The sequence below is a fragment of the Streptomyces sp. NPDC002328 genome, assembly GCF_042890065.1.
Classification (GTDB): Bacteria; Actinomycetota; Actinomycetes; order Streptomycetales; family Streptomycetaceae; genus Streptomyces.
In genome coordinates this window covers 83184-99307 of record NZ_JBIARQ010000013.1, presented here as the reverse complement: position 1 = coordinate 99307, position 16124 = coordinate 83184, and the positions used below count along the sequence as shown (strand labels likewise).

Genomic DNA, 16124 nt, shown 5'->3' with positions numbered 1-16124 from the left:
TCCGCACCCGCACCCGCACCCGCACCCGCCCATGCCCACACCCACGCCCCGCTACGGAGAACCCCATGCGCTCCCCCGTCCTCCCCCTCACCTGGCATCTGGCTCGCTCGTCCGGTCGGCGCGGGCTTCAGAGTCAGCTGCTCGCGGCCGGTGCCGCCGCGGTCGGCGCGTTCGTGCTGCTGGTGATGATCGCCGGCTGTCTCGGCTCCGGCGCACGATCCGACCGCACCGCCTGGCGTACGCCCTACCCCGACCGGCACGGCACCGCCGTCCAGGCACTCGCCACGACGTACATCCGCCATGAACCCATCACCGTCGTCTCGTTGGCCCAGTTGCCCGGCCGCCCGCCGACCCCCGCCCCGCCGGGTCTGGACGCCTTCCCGAAGAAGGGCGAGGTGTATGTGTCGCCCGCGCTGGCGGCGATGCTCGACGAGTTGCCCGCGGGTCAGCTCGCCGACCGCCTTCCGAAACCGAGGTCCTACGGCACGATCGGCACCGCCGGTCTCGCCTCGCCCGACGAACTGGTCGCCGTGGTGGGCCGGGCGCCGGCCGATCCCGCGCTGGCGCAGTCCGCCGCGGAGGGCGCGAGCTGGTTCGACGAGGGGCAGGCGTCGCGGGGCATGGTCTCCGGGTTCTCGGGCCGGAAGGCGAGTCTGTTCACGGGTTCGGACATGGGTACGGCGCTGCTGGGCGTGGTCCTGCTGGCGATGCCCGTGGTGGTGCTGTCGGCGGCGGCCGGGCGGCTCGGCGCGGCCCGGCGCGAGCAGCGGCTCGCCGCGTTGCGGCTGGCCGGCGCGACGCCCCGGCAGATCCTCGCGATGACCGCCGTCGAGGCCGCGGCCGTCGGCGCGGCCGGGGCGCTGGCGGGCGCGCTCGGGTACGCGGTCCTGCTTCCCGCGCTGGCCGAGATCCCGTACGGCGTCGGCGGCTGGTACACCGCGGATCTGTGGGTGGGGCCGGTGTGGTGGACGGCGGTCGTGGCGGCGGTCACCGCTCTCATCGCCGTCAGCGCGGTGTCGATGCTGCGGCAGGTGGCGACCGCGCCGCTGGGCGTCGCCCAGCAGGCCGAGCCGCGGCGCACCCGTCTGATCCGGCTCGTGGTGTTCGTGGGGGCTCTCGGGTACATCTGGCAGTCCACCGGCAGCGGCGGCCGGCTCACCAGCCGCACCTTGGTCGTGCTGCTGCTTGTCTTCTACGGCGCGTTCTGGTTGTTCGGCCCGTTCGTCGTGGACCGGCTGGGGCGTCTCGTGGGCCGCTTCGCCCGCCGCCCGGCCACGCTGCTGGCCGCGCGCCGCCTCAGTGACGATCCGCGCGGCGCCTGGCGCACGGTCAGCGGGCTGGTGCTGGCGGGGTTCGCCGCCGGGTTCTTCTCCGTCAGCATGCTGGGCGCGGACGACGCGCAGTACCGCGGCCAGGTCGCCGTGATCACCGCGAGCGCCGCCGACGCCCGGCACGCCGGCGCCGAGGCCCGCGCCCTGCTGCACCGTGCGGGCGTCACCGCGACGGTCACTGTCGACGCCGGCGGGGAGGACTACGGCAATCTGCTGGGCGGCAGCCCCGGCGTGATCGCCCGTGTCACCGGCGGCCCGGAGCGCGTCGACACCGCCGTCACCGCTCTCGCCCCGCTCGGTTCCGGCCGTCTGCCGTACTCCGCCGACTACGCGGCCGCCGACGACCGTACGATCACCGGGCGTATCGCCGAGGTCAGCACCGCCACCCTGGTCCTGAGCTTCGTCGTCGCGGCAGCATCCGCCGGTCTCACCGCCGCCGCGAACGTCCTCGACCGACGCCGGGTGCACGGTCTGCTGCGGCTGGCGGGCACACCGCTGAAGGTGCTCGACCGGGCCAGGACCCGCGAGGCGTTCCTGCCGCTGACCGTCCTGGCCGGCGGCACCACCGCCACGGGTGTGTACGGCTCCTACCAGCTCAACAAGGCGGCCGGCGCCACGATCAACGCCTCCGGAGCCATCGAGCTGGCGGTGTGCGTGGTCGTCGGGGCGCTGGCGATGTTCGCCGCCATAGGGGCCAGCCGGCCACTGCTGCGGAGGGTGACGGCCGATCCCGCACAGAGCGCGGACTGATGACGGGGCATGATCGGACCATGGCCGCTCCCACTCCCGCTCCCGCCCCCGGTTCCCCGCCCATCCGCGTGCTGATCGCCGACGATCAGGAGATGGTCCGCACCGGATTCCGTTTCTTCCTGGACGCCCAGCCGGACATCACGGTCGTCGCGGAGGCCGCCTACGGCGAGCAAGCCGTAGCGCTGGCCCGGCGGGAGCGGCCCGACGTGTGTCTGCTGGACATCCGGATGCCCAAGCTGGACGGCCTGGAGGCCACCCGGCTGCTCGCCGGCCCCGACGTCGCCGATCCCCTGCGGGTCGTCGTGGTCACCACGTTCGATGTGGACGAGTACGTGTACGGGGCGCTGCGCGGCGGGGCCTGCGGGTTCCTGCTCAAGGACTCCGGGCCGACGCTCCTCGCGGAGGCGGTGCGGGCCGCGGCGGTCGGCGACTCGCTCGTCTCGCCCTCGGTCACCGTCCGACTGCTCAGGCATCTCACCGACCGGCCGGACGCGGTGGCGGAGGAGACCCTTCCGTCGGCGCGGCAGGAGCCTCTCCTGGAGCCGCTCACCCAGCGTGAGTCGGACGTGGCCCGCCTGGTCGCCCTGGGCCGCACCAATGCCGAGATCGCCGCCGAGCTGTACGTCTCCCTCTCCACCGTCAAGACGCATCTGTCCGGGATCCAGCTCAAGCTCGCCGCCCGCAACCGTGTCGAGATCGCGGCCTGGGCCTGGCAGCACGGGCACGCCCGACCCCGGCCGTGATCCGGTGCTCCCGTTCCCTCCGCTGCTGCTCAGCAGTCGGGGACGTCGGGGAGGCGGTTGTGGGGGTAGTCGATGTAGTAGCTGGCGAGCCAGCCGGTGTTGGAGTCGGTGTAGTCGTTGACGAGGAGCCAGTAGGGGTTGCCGCCGATGGTCTGGCCCTGCTTCTGGCAGTAGACGTAGAGCTGGTGGTGGGGCTGGACCCGCTGGCGGACGTTCGGGCAGTTGCTGACGGACGGATAGCGGCTGCATGTCGCCTGGTCGGCTTCGTTGGCGCGGAGGTTCACGTCGGTCGCCCACGTGTGGTACATGCGGTCGGCTGCCGGGGCCGCCTGGGCGACCGTGCGGGTCTGGGGCGGCGGCGGGGAGGTGTCGGCGGTCGCCTGTGCGGCGGCGGAGCCGGTGAGCAGGGTGGCGGCGGTCAGCACCGCGGCGGCGGTGCGGCGGGTGAGGCGCATGGGTTCTCCCGGGTCGTGAGTGGGACGGGGTGAACGGACGACGCCGCGATGACCGGCGTCTGCCGTCTGCCTGAGAGACGGGCGGGGCGGCAGCGCCGTATGACGGCGGCCCAGTCGGACTTCGGCGTCGTGCGGAGTCATACGGGGGCGGTGGGCGGTGCGTCCCCTGAGGGAAGAGACGGCCGCCGTCCGGCCTACGTCCGACCCCCGAGGAGCCCTCGTGACCACGCAACTGCCCACCCGCCGGCCCGCGTCCGAGGGACCGGCTTCCCGGCGCGGGCTCCGTGCCCGGCTCGCCGTCCTCGGCACGGTGGCCGCCGCGGCCCTGTCCGTCCTCGCCTCGGCGGGCATGGCCCACGCCGGTTTCTACGTCTCGCTCCAGACCCACAGCAACGTCCGCACCGCTCCGAGCACCGGCAGCGGCGTCGTCGTCAACACCGGTTCCACGCCGAACCGTTACTACATGGACGGCGTCTGCTACGTGCACGGCCAGAGGGTGACCGCAGGCGGCTACACGACCGACGTCTGGTACCGCGGCACCGTGCACGACAGCGTCATCCCCTCCCCGGGCCCGTACAACCACGTCTGGGTATGGGGCGGCAACGTGAACGTGGGCCAGGACCCGGCCGATTCCGTGGACCTCTGCTGAACAGGAAGAACACCGGGGCGGAGAGTGATCCGCGAGCGCCGACAGACGCCCGATCCCATCACGGGCTTTATCGGGTGATTCAGGGATGTAGCGGGAACCCGCGGTGCGGGGGTGGCGTCGGAGCGTGCAGGATAGGGGTATGACGATCAAGGTTTACTTCGACATCACCATCAACGACGAGCCCGCCGGGCGCATCAACTTCAATCTGTTCGACGACGTCACGCCCAAGACGGCGGAGAACTTCCGCGCGCTGGCCACGGGTGAGAAGGGCTTCGGCTACGCCGGCTCGTCCTTCCACCGGGTCATCCCCGCCTTCATGCTCCAGGGCGGCGACTTCACCCGTGGCGACGGCACGGGCGGCAAGAGCATCTACGGGGAGAAGTTCGCCGACGAGAACTTCACCCTCAAGCACGACCGGCCGGGCCTGCTGTCCATGGCCAACGCCGGCCGGAACACCAACGGCTCGCAGTTCTTCATCACCACGGTCGTGACCGACTGGCTGGACGGCAAGCACGTCGTCTTCGGCGAGGTCGCCGACGAGGAGAGCCTGGCCGTCGTCCGGAAGATCGAGTCGCTCGGCTCGCGCAGCGGCTCGACCTCGGCGAAGATCACCATCGCCTCCTCCGGCCAGCTCTGATCGTGGCGTAGGAGTCGTCGGCAGCGGCGAAGAAGGCCCGGCCCCACACGGACGCCCTCGTGGCGATGGCGTCCGCCCGGGGCCCGGGCCTTCGCGGCTTCCGGCGGCGCGCCGGGCACGTCGAGCCGGGGCCGGGGCCGCGCCGGGTTTACCGTCGGCGGCATGGACGGTGATCGCCGAGGGTGGACGCGGTGTGTGCTCAGTGGTGTCGTGTTCGCCGTGTGCATGGCCGGCACCACACTGCCGACCCCGCTCTACAGCCTGTACCAGGACAAGTTCCACTTCTCCGAGCTGACGGTGACCGTCGTGTACGCGGTGTACGCCTTCGGAGTCATCGGCATGCTGCTGCTGGCGGGCAACGCCTCGGACGCCGTGGGCAGACGCCCGGTGCTGCTGTGGGGGCTCGGGTTCGCGGCGCTGAGCGCCGTCTGCTTCCTGTGCACCACCGGACTGGGCTGGCTGTACGCCGGGCGGCTGCTGTCGGGCCTGTCCGCGGGGCTGTTCACCGGGGCCGCCACCGCGTATGTGATGGACCTGGGCCCGTCGGGCGGCGCGGCACGGGCCACGTTCGTGGCGACGGCCGCCAACCTGGGCGGCCTGGGCTGCGGTCCGCTGGTCGCCGGCGTGCTCGCGCAGTACGCGCCCTGGCCGCTGTACCTGCCGTTCGTCGTCCATCTCGGCCTGATCGCCTGCTCGGTCGCCGTCCTGCTGTGGCTGCCGGAGACCGTGCGGGAGCGGCGGCCGCTCAGCACTCTGCGGCCGCAGCGGCCCGGTCTGCCGCCGCAGGTGCGCGCGGTGTTCGGGCCGGCGGCGACGGCGTCGTTCGTGGGGTTCGCGTTGTTCGGGGTGTTCACCTCGGTCAGCCCCGCGTTCCTCGCGCAGTCCTTGGACGTGCACAACCACGCCGTGAGCGGTCTGGTCGTCGCGCTGGCGTTCTTCGCCTCGACCGCTGGACAGCTGGCGGTCGGCCCGATCGGGGTCGGGCGCTCGCTGCCGCTGGGCTGCGCCGTGCTCCTCGCCGGGCTGGCGCTGCTCGCGGGCGCGCTCCGGTGGGATCTGCTGATCCTGGTGGTGCTGAGCGCGGTCGTCGGCGGGATCGGGCAGGGGCTGTCGTTCCGCGGGGCGCTGACGGCGGTGGCGGCGGCGTCGCCGGCGGACCGGCGTGCGGCGGTGATCTCGACGCTGTTCCTGGTCGCCTACACCGGCATCTCGCTGCCGGTGATCGGCGTGGGGCTGCTGTCCGGCCCGATGGGCCTGGAGGGCGCGGGTCTGGTGTTCATCGCGGTCATGGCCGTCCTCGTCTCGACGGCGGCGGTGTATCTGCTCCGCCGGCCGGTCCTGACGACGACGGGCACCTGACAACCCTCTCCCCCGGACCCGGACCCGGACCCAGACACGGCGTGGCCTGCACGGTGGCGCGCGCCGTCCCATAGTCCGAGGTATGGACGCGCGCGAGGCGGCGCTCCGCCAGGCCTACGGCCATGCCGTCCGCTGGCTGACGAGTCTGTCCGACCGCCCGGTTCCCGCCCGCGCCTCGGTCGAGGAGATCGTGCGCGCGCTCGGCGTCGACCTGCCCGACGGCCCCGGCGCGCCCGCCGACGTCGTCGATCTGCTCGCCACGGCCTGTGAACCGGGGCTCACCGCGTTTCCCAGCGGGCGCTTCTACGGCTTCGTCGTCGGCGGTGCCGAACCGGCGGCGCTCGCCGCGGACTGGCTGGTCAGCGCCTGGGACCAGAACAGCGTGATGCGCGCCGTCACCCCCGCCTACGCGGCGGTGGAGGACATCGCTGGCGCGTGGCTGCTCGATCTGCTGGCCCTGCCGGACGGCAGCGCCGTCGGTTTCACGACCGGGGCCACGATGGCGAACTTCACCTGTCTCGCTGCCGCGCGTGACGCGGTGCTGGGGCGGGCCGGCCGCAACGTCGCCGACGACGGGCTCGTGGGCGGTCCCGCGGTCCGGGTCGTCGTCGGCGAGGCCCGTCATATGGCCGTCGACCTGGCGCTGCGCTATTTGGGCCTCGGGCGGCCGGAGGTGGTGTGGGCGGACGATCAGGGGCGGGTGGACCCGGAGGGCCTGCGGCAGGCGTTGGCGGCGGAGGGGCGATACGGCGAGCGACGCGACGAGCCTCGCGGCAGCGGCGGCAGCAGCAACAGCGGCGGCAGCGGCAGCGGCAGCCCCACGGTCGTGGTTCTTCAGGCCGGGGACATCCACTCCGGCGCGTTCGACCCCTTCACGGACACGGTCCGCGTCGCTCACGAGGCGGGCGCGTGGGTGCACGTCGACGGCGCGTTCGGCCTGTGGGCGGCGGCCTCGCCGCGATACGCGCATCTGACGGCGGGTTGCGCGGACGCCGACTCCTGGGCCACGGACGCCCACAAGACGCTCAACGTCCCGTACGACTGCGGCCTCGCCGTCGTGCGCGACCCGGCGGCGCTTCGGGCGGCGATGGGCCTGCGCGGCGCGTACCTCATCCAGGACGAGCAGGGCGATCCCATCGACAAGGTGCCCGAGCTCTCCCGGCGCGGCCGGGCCTTCACCGTGTGGGCCGCGCTCCGGTCCCTCGGCCGGTCAGGGGTGGCCGAACTCGTCGACCGGCTGTGCCGGCACGCGTCCGCGTTCGCCGCCGGCATCGCCTCGATCGACGGCGCGACGGTCCTCAACGACGTGGTGTTCACCCAGGTCTGCGCCGCGTTCGGCGACGACGGGCGCACGGACCGCGTCCTGGAGCGGCTGCTCGCCGACGGCACGACGTGGATCAGCGGCTCCCGTTGGCACGGCCGTCGCGTGATGCGGATATCGGTGAGCAACTGGTCGACGACCGACGAGGACGTGACGCGCGCGCTGGACGCCATCAGACGCGCCGCGGCCGAATCCGCGCCCGGCGGCGGGACTTGACGATCGGGGGCACTCAGTCCACGGGGTGTCCGGGGTCGATGCCGAGTGCGTGGGAGAGCCGCAGCAGGGGCTGCTTCCCGTCGCCGTCCTCCTGCTCACCGGTCTGAACCGGTTCCAGGACGAACCCGACATGGTCGCCCGCGTCGACACGCTGCTCGACGCCGCCGACGAACCACGCACACGCGTCCTGAAGCACGACGGCCCCGCCGTGCGCCTCGGCCCAGCGGACGCCGGCGAACTTGTCCACCTCGTCGCCGGTCTCCCCGCCGAACAGTTCGGCCAGCTCGCGCTGCCGCGTCGTCAGCAGATGGACGGCGAGGAAGTCGGCGCGGCGGGCCACCTCATAGGTCCGGTTCACCTTCGACAGCCACACCACGAACCGCACCGGCCGCATGGAGCACTGCGCGGCGAACCCGACGAGACACCCCGCCCGCTCCCCGCCCGCCGCGGCGGTCACTACGCACATGTCGGGATCGAGCCGATCGATGAAGACGTCCATGTCCACAGAGCTCATGCCCTCAGTCTGTCCCCTCCGTCTCACGTGACACAGGCGGCGGACCCAGGTTCGTCGACGATGTGCGATGAGTTCCGGAGAGCCGCGCGGTCATCACCTACGACGGACCGGAACCACAGACCCGGGAGGCGGTCATGTTCGGTGCGACGAAGGCGTACGGCGGGTTCTCCGTGGACGACGTCGACGCGGCTCGGAAGTTCTACGGAGAGACGCTCGGCCTCAGGGTGTCGGAGCAGAACGGGATACTGACACTGCACATCGCGGGCGACAACGACGTCCTGGTGTACCCCAAGCCGGACCACACGCCGGCCACGTTCACGATCCTCAACTTCCCCGTGGACGACATCGAGGCGGCCGTCGAGGAGCTGGGGCGGCGGGGTGTGGAGTTCCAGCGGTACGAGCAGCTTCCGGCCGACGAGAAGGGCATCTTCCGGGGTGGGGGCCCGCTCATCGCCTGGTTCACGGATCCTGCCGGGAACGTGCTCTCGGTGCTGCAAGAACCCTCATGAGGGGTGGCGAGAGCGTCGCCGACCTGCTGTGACTTCTCCCACGCGCTCTTGCCTCTCCCAGGAAGGTCTACCTAAGTTCGCGGGCATGTGCTCCGAATCCCCCGCTCCGGTCGACTTCTCCGTCGACCTGACCGCGCACGAGATGCAACGGCGCGCCCACGTCCTGGACGCGCTCGGCCCCGAATGGGATCCCGTCGCCGTCCTGCGCGACGAGGAAGCCGCGCAGGAGCTGCTGTACTCCGGTCTCAGCGAGGAGCAGCGGCGGGTGTACGACGAGCTGGTCCGGGCCGGCGTGCTCCCCGCGGGGAGGGGCGGCCGTGCTGCCTCTTGACCCGCAGGCCGACAGAGGACGGCGGGCCTGGGTGGCCTGCCCCGCGTGCGACGACAGCCAGGGGTGCGAGGCGTGCGAGGAGCGGCGCACCTGCTCCTCGCACTGGCGGTACCTGCTGTCCAACACCGGCAGCCTGCTCCACCTCCAGTGCCCGTCCTGCACGCACATCTGGACCCACGAGACCGGTTTCGGAGCCACGCGTTCCCCTTGGCAGCGCATCACCAGCGGGTTCCGGCGGCGGTAAGTCTCTGATATGACCGTTATGTCCCACAGTGGGAGACTTTTCCTATCGCGGTGACGCCCTACCGGCGTCCCCCCACTGAACAGGCAGGTCGCCCCATGCCGAAGAATCCACGCTCGTCCGAGCCCCCGCACGGGGAAGGTCCGAGCCGTCACCAGGGCACCGGGCAGCACGGCTGGGCTCCCGATGTGGACGAGACCCACCAGCAGGAGAACCCGAGCGCCCACCGTTCGTTCCATACCGAGCACGCCGGCGAGAAGGGCCGCGGCCGGAAGAAGTCCGCACAGGAGTCGAAGTCCGTTCCGGGCGACACGGTCGAGAGCGACAGTGCGCGCGGCGAGGAGTACGGCGGCGAGAGCGAAGCGGGGATGCGGGACACCGGAGCCAAGGGGCGTTCCCGGCGTCCCAGCGGTACCCGCGACGCCTCCGCGACGACCGGCGTGGACCCGCAGGACCCGCCGTCCAAGCGCAGGCCCGGTTAGCCACGTCGACAATCGCACATATCGGCAACCGCGCACGTCGGCGCACACCGGCGTGCGCCCCTCCCGGCAGCGCGCCCCTCCCGGCAGCGCGCCCCTCAGCAGATCCGTGGCAACTGCTCCCCCAGCGGCAGGTCGACCACGCGCGTGCCGCCCAGCCCGGTGCGCGCCACCACCATGCCCGGGTGGGCGGCGACCGCCTCACCGATGATCACGGCGTCCGCGCCCAGCGGATGGGCCCGCATCGCGTCGAGGACGGCGTCGGCGTGCTCGCGGGGGACGAAGGCGACCAGCTTGCCCTCGTTGGCGACGTACAGGGGGTCCAGGCCGAGGATGGCGCAGGCGTTGGCCACGGCCGGCGGGACCGGGACGTCGCGCTCCCGGATGACGACGCCCGTGCCGGAGGCCGCCGCGATCTCGTTGAGCGCGGCGGCGAGGCCGCCCCGCGTGGGGTCGCGCAGCACGTGTAGCTCGGGGGTGACGGCGAGCATGGCGTCGACGAGTCCGCCGAGCGCGGCGCAGTCGCTCTCGATGTCCACGCCGAACTCCAGCCCCTCCCGGACGCTCATGATCGCCACGCCGTGGACGCCGACCGCGCCGCTGACGATCACGACGTCCCCGGGGACGACCCGCTGCGGGCGCAGGTCGACGCCGGCCGGGACGAGGCCGATGCCCGCGGTGTTGATGTAGACGCCGTCGCCGTGGCCGGCCTCCACCACCTTGGTGTCGCCGGTCGCCACCTCGACGCCCGCCGCGCGCGCCGCCGCGCCCAGCGCCTCGGCGACCCGGCCGACCGTCTCCATCTCGACGCCCTCCTCCAGGATGAAGCCGCAGGAGAGGTAGGCGGCGCGGGCGCCGCTCATGGCGAGGTCGTTCACGGTGCCGTTGACGGCGAGGTCGCCGATGCTGCCGCCGGGGAAGAACAGCGGCCGAACCACGAAGGAGTCGGTGGAGAACGCGAGCCGCGCGCCGCCCAGGGAGACGGTGGCGGCGTCGCCGAACTGCGCCAGCGTCTGACCGCCGTAGGCGGGCGCGAAGATCTGCTGCACCAGCTCGGCGGAGAGCGCCCCGCCCCCGCCGTGCCCCATGACGACGCGCGGCCGGTCGCGCAGCGGGGCCGGGCAGGTCCAGGACTCGATGTCGCCGCGGGACTCGGTGGTGTCAGACAACGGGGGTCGCCTCCCGGGCCGTCGTGGGGGTCAGGTCCAGCCGCCGGTACAGGTAGTACGCGGCGCAGGCGCCCTCGCTGGAGACCATGGTGGCGCCGAGGGGGGTGCGGGGCGTGCACAGGGTGCCGAAGGCCTCGCACTCGTGCGGTTTGAGCAGTCCCTGGAGGACCTCGCCGCTGCGGCACTCGGCCGGTTCGCGGGTCTGGATGCCGTCGACGGAGAAGCGGTGCTCGGCGTCGAAGTCCCGGTACTTCGGGGCGAGTCGCCAGCCGCTGCCGGGGATCACGCCGATGCCGCGCCAGGCGCGGTCGGTGACCTCGAAGACGTCCTCCAGCATGGCCCTGGCCGCCGGGTTGCCCTCGGGGCGGACGGCGCGGGCGTAGGCGTTGTCGACGGTGTGCTCGCCGCGTTCCAGCTGGCGGACGGTCCGGCGGACGCCTTCGAGGATGTCCAGCGGCTCGAACCCGGTCACGACGATCGGCACCCGGTGGCGCTCGGCCAGTTCGGGGTACTCCCCCACGCCCATCACGCTGCACACGTGCCCGGCCGCGAGGAAGCCCTGCACGCGGCAGCTCGGCGACGCCATGATCGCCTCGATGGCGGGCGGCACGCGGACGTGCGACACCAGCATGCTGAAGTTCCCGACGCCCAGCTTGCGGGCCTGGTGGACCGTCATGGCGTTCGGCGGGGCCGTCGTCTCGAAGCCGATGCCGAAGAACACCACCTCCCGGTCGGGGTTGCTCTGCGCGATCCGCAGGGCGTCGAGCGGCGAGTAGACGACGCGTACGTCCCCGCCCTCGCCGCGCACCTGGAACAGGTCCCGGCCGGTGCCCGGCACCCGGAGCATGTCGCCGAAGGAGCAGAAGACCACGCCCGGACGGGAGGCGATCTCCAGGGCCTTGTCGATGACCTCCAGCGGTGTCACGCACACGGGACAGCCCGGTCCGTGGATCAACTCGACCTCGTCGGGCAGGAGTTGGTCGATGCCGTGCCGGATGATGCTGTGCGTCTGTCCCCCGCAGACCTCCATCAGCGCCCAGGGCCGGGTCACCGTGGCGTGGATGTCGTCGAGGAGCCTGCGGGCCAGGTCCGGGTCCTGGAACTCGTCGATGTACTTCACTGGTTGCGCACCTCTTTCACGGAGTCGACGCCCGCCTCGGCCGCCGCCGTCTCCCATGCGTCGCCGAACTCCTCCTGGAGCATGCCGAGTTCGGCGAAGAGCTCCAGCGTCCGCTGTGCCGACTCCTCGTCCAGGCGTTGCAGGGCGAAGCCGACGTGGACGATGGCGTACTCGCCGACCCGGAGGTCGGGCAGGTACTCCAGGCACACCTCCTTGACCACTCCGCCGAAGTCGACGGTGGCCATCCGGGTGCCGTCGCGTTCCTCGATGTCCAGCACTCTGCCGGGTACCGCCAGACACATGGGCCTCTCCTCGCTGTCGCTCAGTCGGTGGTCGCGGTCCGGTTCGTGGCACGGGCCGCCACCATGAGCTGGCCGAGCGCCAGGCCGCCGTCGTTGGGTGGCACCAGGCGGTGCCGCAGGACCGTGAAGCCGTCACGGCGCAGTGCCTCGGCGCAGGCCGAGGAAAGGAGGGTGTTGGCGAGCACCCCTCCGGTCAGGGCGACCGTGTCCAGCCCGTGCCGTTCGCGCGCCCGGACGCACATCCGGTGCACCAGGCCGGTGACGGCCCGATGGAAGCGGGCGGCGACCACGGCGGGCGGCTCACCGACCCTCAGGTCATCGACGATCGCGGCGAGGACGGGTGCGGGATCGGCCCGCACCGCGCCACCGCCACCGTTCCCGACTCCCACGTCCGAATCCGGCGCGCGAAGTGCGAACTCATAGGCAGTGGTGTCCCCGGACGGCGCGTGCAGCGCCGCGGCCTCCAGTTCGACGGCCGCCTGGGCCTCGTAGCCGGAGTGGTGGCAGATGCCCGTGAGCGACGACACCGCGTCGAAGAGCCGGCCCATGCTGGAGGTGGGGACGCAGTTCAGTCCGCGCTCCAACTGCCGTGACAGCACACGAAGTTCATCGGCCGGGCAGGCGGACGTACAGGCGAGGTCGTCCGTCCAGTCGATGCCGGCCGCCCGCAGGTGGGCCAGCGCCATGCGGTACGGCCGGCGCACCGCCGCGTCGCCGCCGGGCAGCGGCGCGTACGCCAGGTGCCCGAACCGGGTGAAGCCGTCATAGTCCGCGAGCAGGATCTCCCCGCCCCACACCGCGCCGTCGTCACCGTGGCCCGTCCCGTCGAAGGCGACGCCGATGACCGGCCGGGCTCCGTCCAGCCCGTGTTCCGCCATCGCGGCGGCGATGTGCGCGTGATGGTGCTGGACGCGCACGACGGGACGCCCTGCCGCGCTCCGGTCGGCCCACCGGGTGGAGCGGTAGCCGGGATGGCGGTCGGCGGCCAGCGTCGCCGGGCGCACCCCGGTGAGGGACGTCAGATGCGCGACGGCGTGCTCGAACACGCGCTGGGTGGCGAGGTCGTCCATGTCGCCGATGTGCGCGGACAGCCAGGCCCGGCGGCCCTCGCCGAGGCAGAACGCGTTCTTGAGGTCGCCGCCGACGGCGAGGGCCGGCCCGACCGGCAGCGGGAGCGGCACGGGCAGCGGGGCGTAGCCGCGGGACCGGCGGACGATCAGCGGCTCCCCGTCGCTGACGCGGACCACGGAGTCGTCGCACGGCACCCGGATCGGTCGGTCGTGCGTGAGCCAGGCGTCGGCCAGGTGCGCCAGCCGTTCCAGCGCCTCGGCGTCGTCGGTGACGATGGGCTCGCCGGCCGCGTTGCCGCTGGTCATGACGAGCAGCCGGGGGCCCTCGGGGTCGCCGGGCAGCCCGAGCAGCAGATGGTGCAGGGGCGTGTACGGGAGCATCACGCCGAGGTCGGGGCTGCCGGGGGCGACGGCCTCGGCCGGCCGCGGGGCGCCCGCCGGGTACGCCGGGTCCGTCCGCCGGCGCAGCAGGACGACGGGCCGGGCGGCGCTCTCCAGCAGGCTCCGTTCCTCGGGGCCGAGCCGGACGAGGTGCTCGACGTCCGCCGTGTCGCGGGCCATGACGGCGAACGGCTTGTCCCCCCGGTTCTTGCGGTGGCGCAGCAGGGTGACGGCGGTGCGGTCGGTGGCGTCGCAGGCGAGGTGGTAGCCGCCGAGGCCCTTCACGGCGAGGATCGCGCCCCGGGCGAGCAGCGCGCGGGCCTCGGTGACGGGGTCGGCGTCGGCGGCCTCCGGCGCGCCGCCGTCGGCCCGGGGTACGAGCAGTCGCAGGCGCGGGCCGCAGGCGGGGCAGGCGACCGGCTGCGCGTGGAAGCGCCGGTCGCCGGGATCGGCGTACTCGCGGGCGCAGTCGGGGCACAGGGCGAAGCCGGCCATGGTGGTGTGGGCCCGGTCGTAGGGGACGCCGGTGACGATGGTGAAACGCGGGCCGCAGTGGGTGCAGTTGACGAAGGGATGGCGGTGACGCCGGTCGGCGGGGTCGGCGAGCTCGTCCAGACAGGCGGCGCAGGTGGCGGTGTCCGGGGAGACCAGGGTGCGTACGGGGCCGTCGGCGCGGGAGGCGAGGATGGTGAACGGGCCGCCGCCCCTGCCGCCCGTCACGGGCAGCTCCTGGTGGTGGACGGACTCCACCCGGGCCAGCGGGGGCGCGTGTCGGGCGATTCGGTCGCAGAACCGGGCCACGGCCGAGGCGGTGCCCTCGACCTCGGCCACCACGCCCTCCGGGGTGTTGGTCACATGTCCGGCGAGGGCGAGTTCGGTGGCCAGGCCGTACAGGTACGGCCGGAAGCCCACGCCCTGCACCACGCCCCGTACGGTGACGCGCCGACGGCGTGGCGTGTCGTCGGGGCCGGCGTCGGTGACGGCGGCGGGGGGCAGCGGTCCGCTCACGAGTGGGTGTGGGCGAGGGCGCCGGTGCCGTCGTCGTGGCTGTGCGCGTGATCGTGACCGTGCCCGTCGTCGTGCCCGTGGTTATGGACGTGATCGTGACCGTGGTCATGGGTGTGTCCGTGTCCGAGCGCGGACGTGCAGCGGGCCATGACCGGTTCGTGAACGGGCGCGCCGTCCGCCGCCGCCGTCGCCCGGTCGAGCAGCGCGCCGACCGCGCTGCCCCGGCGCGCCGAGGTCATGAGCACCTCGACGCCCGGGTTGACCTGCTCGACGTTGGCGCGGAACGCGGCCTCGTCGAAGTCGACGGCCTCGGCGATGTCGGTCTTGGTGACCACGACGAGATGGGCGAGGCCGAAGGCGGTGGGGTACTTCAGCGGCTTGTCCTCGCCCTCGGTGACGGAGGCGAGGACGACCCTGAGCGTCTCCCCCAGGTCGTAGGAGGCCGGGCACACCAGGTTGCCGACGTTCTCGACGAACAGCAGCCGGGTGTCGTCGGGCAGCCAGCCGTCGAGGTGGCGGCCGAGCATCGCCGCCTCCAGGTGGCACAGCCCGTCGGTGAGGACCTGCTTGACGGGGACGCCGGAACGGGCCAGGCGGGTCGCGTCGTTCTCCGTGGCGAGGTCGGCGGTCAGCGCGGCGACGGGGACGGAGCGCTCGCGGGCGAGCAGCAGCTCGCGTTCCAGCAGGGCGGTCTTCCCGCTGCCGGGGCTGGACAGCAGGTTGACGACCGCGACGCCGCGCGCCGCCAGCTCGGTGCGCAGGCTCTGCGCGTACGCGTCGTTCTTGGCGAGCACGGCCTGTTGCAGGTCGGCCACACGGCACATGGTTCAGCACTCCTCGGAGATCGGTTCGCGGGTCTGCGCGTGCGTCCGGTCGTCCTCCCAGTGCACGCTGACGATCTGGAGTTCCCGGCCCGAGAGCAGGTCGGCGGTGGTCCCGCCGCAGCGGGGGCAGGTCAGGCTCGGCGGCATGCCGACGGCCCACTCGTGGGCGCAGGGCGCGCAGCGGGCGCGTGCGGGCACCGCCTCGGTGACGAGTTCGGCGCCTTCCAGGACGGTGCCGGCGCAGGCCAGTTCGAAGCAGAAGGAGAGGGAGTCGGGCACGACGCCGGCGAGTTCGCCGACCTGGAGCCGGACGGATCGCACCGCCGTGACGTTCCCGTCCCGTGCGGCGGCCTGTTCGACCTGGTCGATCACCGCCAGTGCGACGGACATCTCGTGCATGGGTCTCGGTCCTCCCGGGGCCGGGCCGGCCTGCGCCGGCCTCGGCGATGTCCCATTAGAGGCGAGGAGCCCGCGGGCGGTGGCCCGGCACGCCGTCGCCCGTGGCCGGGTACGCCGTTCGACGCAGCCGCGCGGCACATGGGCGGTCTTCGTGCCGCACGGCTGCCCGCTCATCCGGACCGCCGCGTCCGGAGCGCGGTTCACATGCGGCGGATCCGCAGGTAGCGGCGGATGTCGGGGAGGACCTCCCGGACCAGGACGCCCACGGCGACGAGCGCCGCGCCGCCGATGATGTTCTTCTTCATTGCGTCTCTCC

At 73.0% G+C, this 16124-nt stretch carries 19 protein-coding genes; 10 read left to right on the top strand and 9 right to left on the bottom strand.

The features are described from left to right. The first annotated feature begins 65 nt into the window (after positions 1 to 65). Both ACFYX4_RS28315 and ACFYX4_RS28310 read left to right on the top strand, forming a co-directional pair. Complete coding sequence (locus ACFYX4_RS28315) at positions 66 to 2081, top strand: FtsX-like permease family protein (protein ID WP_389339197.1); 2016 nt, start codon at positions 66 to 68, stop codon at positions 2079 to 2081. Between the two features lie 20 nt (positions 2082 to 2101). Continuing rightward, a complete protein-coding gene (locus ACFYX4_RS28310) occupies positions 2102 to 2824 on the top strand; it encodes a response regulator (protein ID WP_389339195.1) in 723 nt (240 codons plus the stop codon). Between the two features lie 29 nt (positions 2825 to 2853). Here ACFYX4_RS28310 and ACFYX4_RS28305 read toward each other — a convergent pair whose 3' ends face one another. Next, positions 2854 to 3279, bottom strand: a complete 426-nt coding sequence (locus ACFYX4_RS28305; protein WP_389339193.1) for a hypothetical protein — start codon at positions 3277 to 3279, stop codon at positions 2854 to 2856. 220 nt (positions 3280 to 3499) lie between these two features. Between ACFYX4_RS28305 and ACFYX4_RS28300 the strand changes: the two genes are divergently transcribed. From ACFYX4_RS28300 to ACFYX4_RS28285, 4 genes are all read left to right on the top strand, one after another. Then, positions 3500 to 3928 (top strand): hypothetical protein, encoded by a 429-nt coding sequence (locus tag ACFYX4_RS28300; RefSeq protein WP_389339191.1) that lies wholly within the window; start codon positions 3500 to 3502, stop codon positions 3926 to 3928. A 139-nt stretch (positions 3929 to 4067) separates the two neighbouring features. After that, positions 4068 to 4565: a peptidylprolyl isomerase gene (locus ACFYX4_RS28295; protein ID WP_389339190.1), complete on the top strand. Its 498-nt coding sequence runs from the start codon at positions 4068 to 4070 to the stop codon at positions 4563 to 4565. Between the two features lie 162 nt (positions 4566 to 4727). Next, positions 4728 to 5924, top strand: a complete 1197-nt coding sequence (locus ACFYX4_RS28290) for an MFS transporter (protein ID WP_389339188.1) — start codon at positions 4728 to 4730, stop codon at positions 5922 to 5924. Positions 5925 to 6006: 82 nt separating this feature from the next. Next, complete coding sequence (locus tag ACFYX4_RS28285) at positions 6007 to 7461, top strand: pyridoxal phosphate-dependent decarboxylase family protein (protein ID WP_389339186.1); 1455 nt, start codon at positions 6007 to 6009, stop codon at positions 7459 to 7461. Positions 7462 to 7474: 13 nt separating this feature from the next. On the opposite strand, the gene ACFYX4_RS28280 is transcribed toward ACFYX4_RS28285, so the two are convergent. Continuing rightward, a complete protein-coding gene (locus ACFYX4_RS28280) occupies positions 7475 to 7975 on the bottom strand; it encodes a flavin reductase family protein (RefSeq protein ID WP_389339184.1) in 501 nt (166 codons plus the stop codon). A 134-nt stretch (positions 7976 to 8109) separates the two neighbouring features. On the opposite strand from ACFYX4_RS28280, the gene ACFYX4_RS28275 reads away from it, so the two are divergent. From ACFYX4_RS28275 to ACFYX4_RS28260, 4 genes are all read left to right on the top strand, one after another. Next, positions 8110 to 8484 (top strand): VOC family protein, encoded by a 375-nt coding sequence (locus ACFYX4_RS28275; protein ID WP_389339182.1) that lies wholly within the window; start codon positions 8110 to 8112, stop codon positions 8482 to 8484. Between the two features lie 85 nt (positions 8485 to 8569). Further along, positions 8570 to 8815, top strand: a complete 246-nt coding sequence (locus ACFYX4_RS28270; RefSeq protein ID WP_389339180.1) for a DUF6400 family protein — start codon at positions 8570 to 8572, stop codon at positions 8813 to 8815. After that, on the top strand, positions 8802 to 9059 hold the full coding sequence (locus ACFYX4_RS28265; RefSeq protein WP_389339178.1) for a hypothetical protein: 258 nt from the start codon (positions 8802 to 8804) through the stop codon (positions 9057 to 9059). Before ACFYX4_RS28270 ends, ACFYX4_RS28265 begins: the two co-directional genes overlap by 14 nt. 95 nt (positions 9060 to 9154) lie before the next feature. Then, positions 9155 to 9538, top strand: a complete 384-nt coding sequence (locus ACFYX4_RS28260) for a hypothetical protein (protein WP_389339176.1) — start codon at positions 9155 to 9157, stop codon at positions 9536 to 9538. Between the two features lie 95 nt (positions 9539 to 9633). Here ACFYX4_RS28260 and hypE read toward each other — a convergent pair whose 3' ends face one another. The 7 genes from hypE to ACFYX4_RS28225 form a co-directional block, all read right to left on the bottom strand. Further along, positions 9634 to 10704 carry a hydrogenase expression/formation protein HypE gene (gene hypE / locus ACFYX4_RS28255; RefSeq protein WP_389339174.1) on the bottom strand — a complete coding sequence of 357 codons (1071 nt, stop codon included), beginning with the start codon at positions 10702 to 10704 and terminating at the stop codon, positions 9634 to 9636. Beyond that, positions 10697 to 11824 (bottom strand): hydrogenase formation protein HypD, encoded by a 1128-nt coding sequence (gene hypD, locus ACFYX4_RS28250; RefSeq protein ID WP_389339172.1) that lies wholly within the window; start codon positions 11822 to 11824, stop codon positions 10697 to 10699. Before hypD ends, hypE begins: the two co-directional genes overlap by 8 nt. After that, complete coding sequence (locus tag ACFYX4_RS28245) at positions 11821 to 12126, bottom strand: HypC/HybG/HupF family hydrogenase formation chaperone (RefSeq protein WP_389339170.1); 306 nt, start codon at positions 12124 to 12126, stop codon at positions 11821 to 11823. The genes hypD and ACFYX4_RS28245 overlap by 4 nt, the downstream gene beginning before the upstream one ends. Positions 12127 to 12146: 20 nt before the next feature. Next, positions 12147 to 14585, bottom strand: a complete 2439-nt coding sequence (gene hypF, locus ACFYX4_RS28240) for a carbamoyltransferase HypF (RefSeq protein ID WP_389339168.1) — start codon at positions 14583 to 14585, stop codon at positions 12147 to 12149. Beyond that, the gene (hypB, locus tag ACFYX4_RS28235; protein ID WP_389339166.1) at positions 14582 to 15409 is read right to left on the bottom strand and encodes a hydrogenase nickel incorporation protein HypB; all 828 of its coding nucleotides are present in this window, start codon (positions 15407 to 15409) and stop codon (positions 14582 to 14584) included. Before hypB ends, hypF begins: the two co-directional genes overlap by 4 nt. Before the next feature lie 3 nt (positions 15410 to 15412). Continuing rightward, positions 15413 to 15808, bottom strand: a complete 396-nt coding sequence (gene hypA / locus ACFYX4_RS28230; protein WP_389339164.1) for a hydrogenase maturation nickel metallochaperone HypA — start codon at positions 15806 to 15808, stop codon at positions 15413 to 15415. A gap of 200 nt (positions 15809 to 16008) precedes the next feature. Further along, entirely contained in the window at positions 16009 to 16113 is a 105-nt protein-coding gene (locus ACFYX4_RS28225) for a DUF6893 family small protein (RefSeq protein ID WP_389339162.1), read from the bottom strand. Between the last annotated feature and the right edge of the window lie 11 nt (positions 16114 to 16124).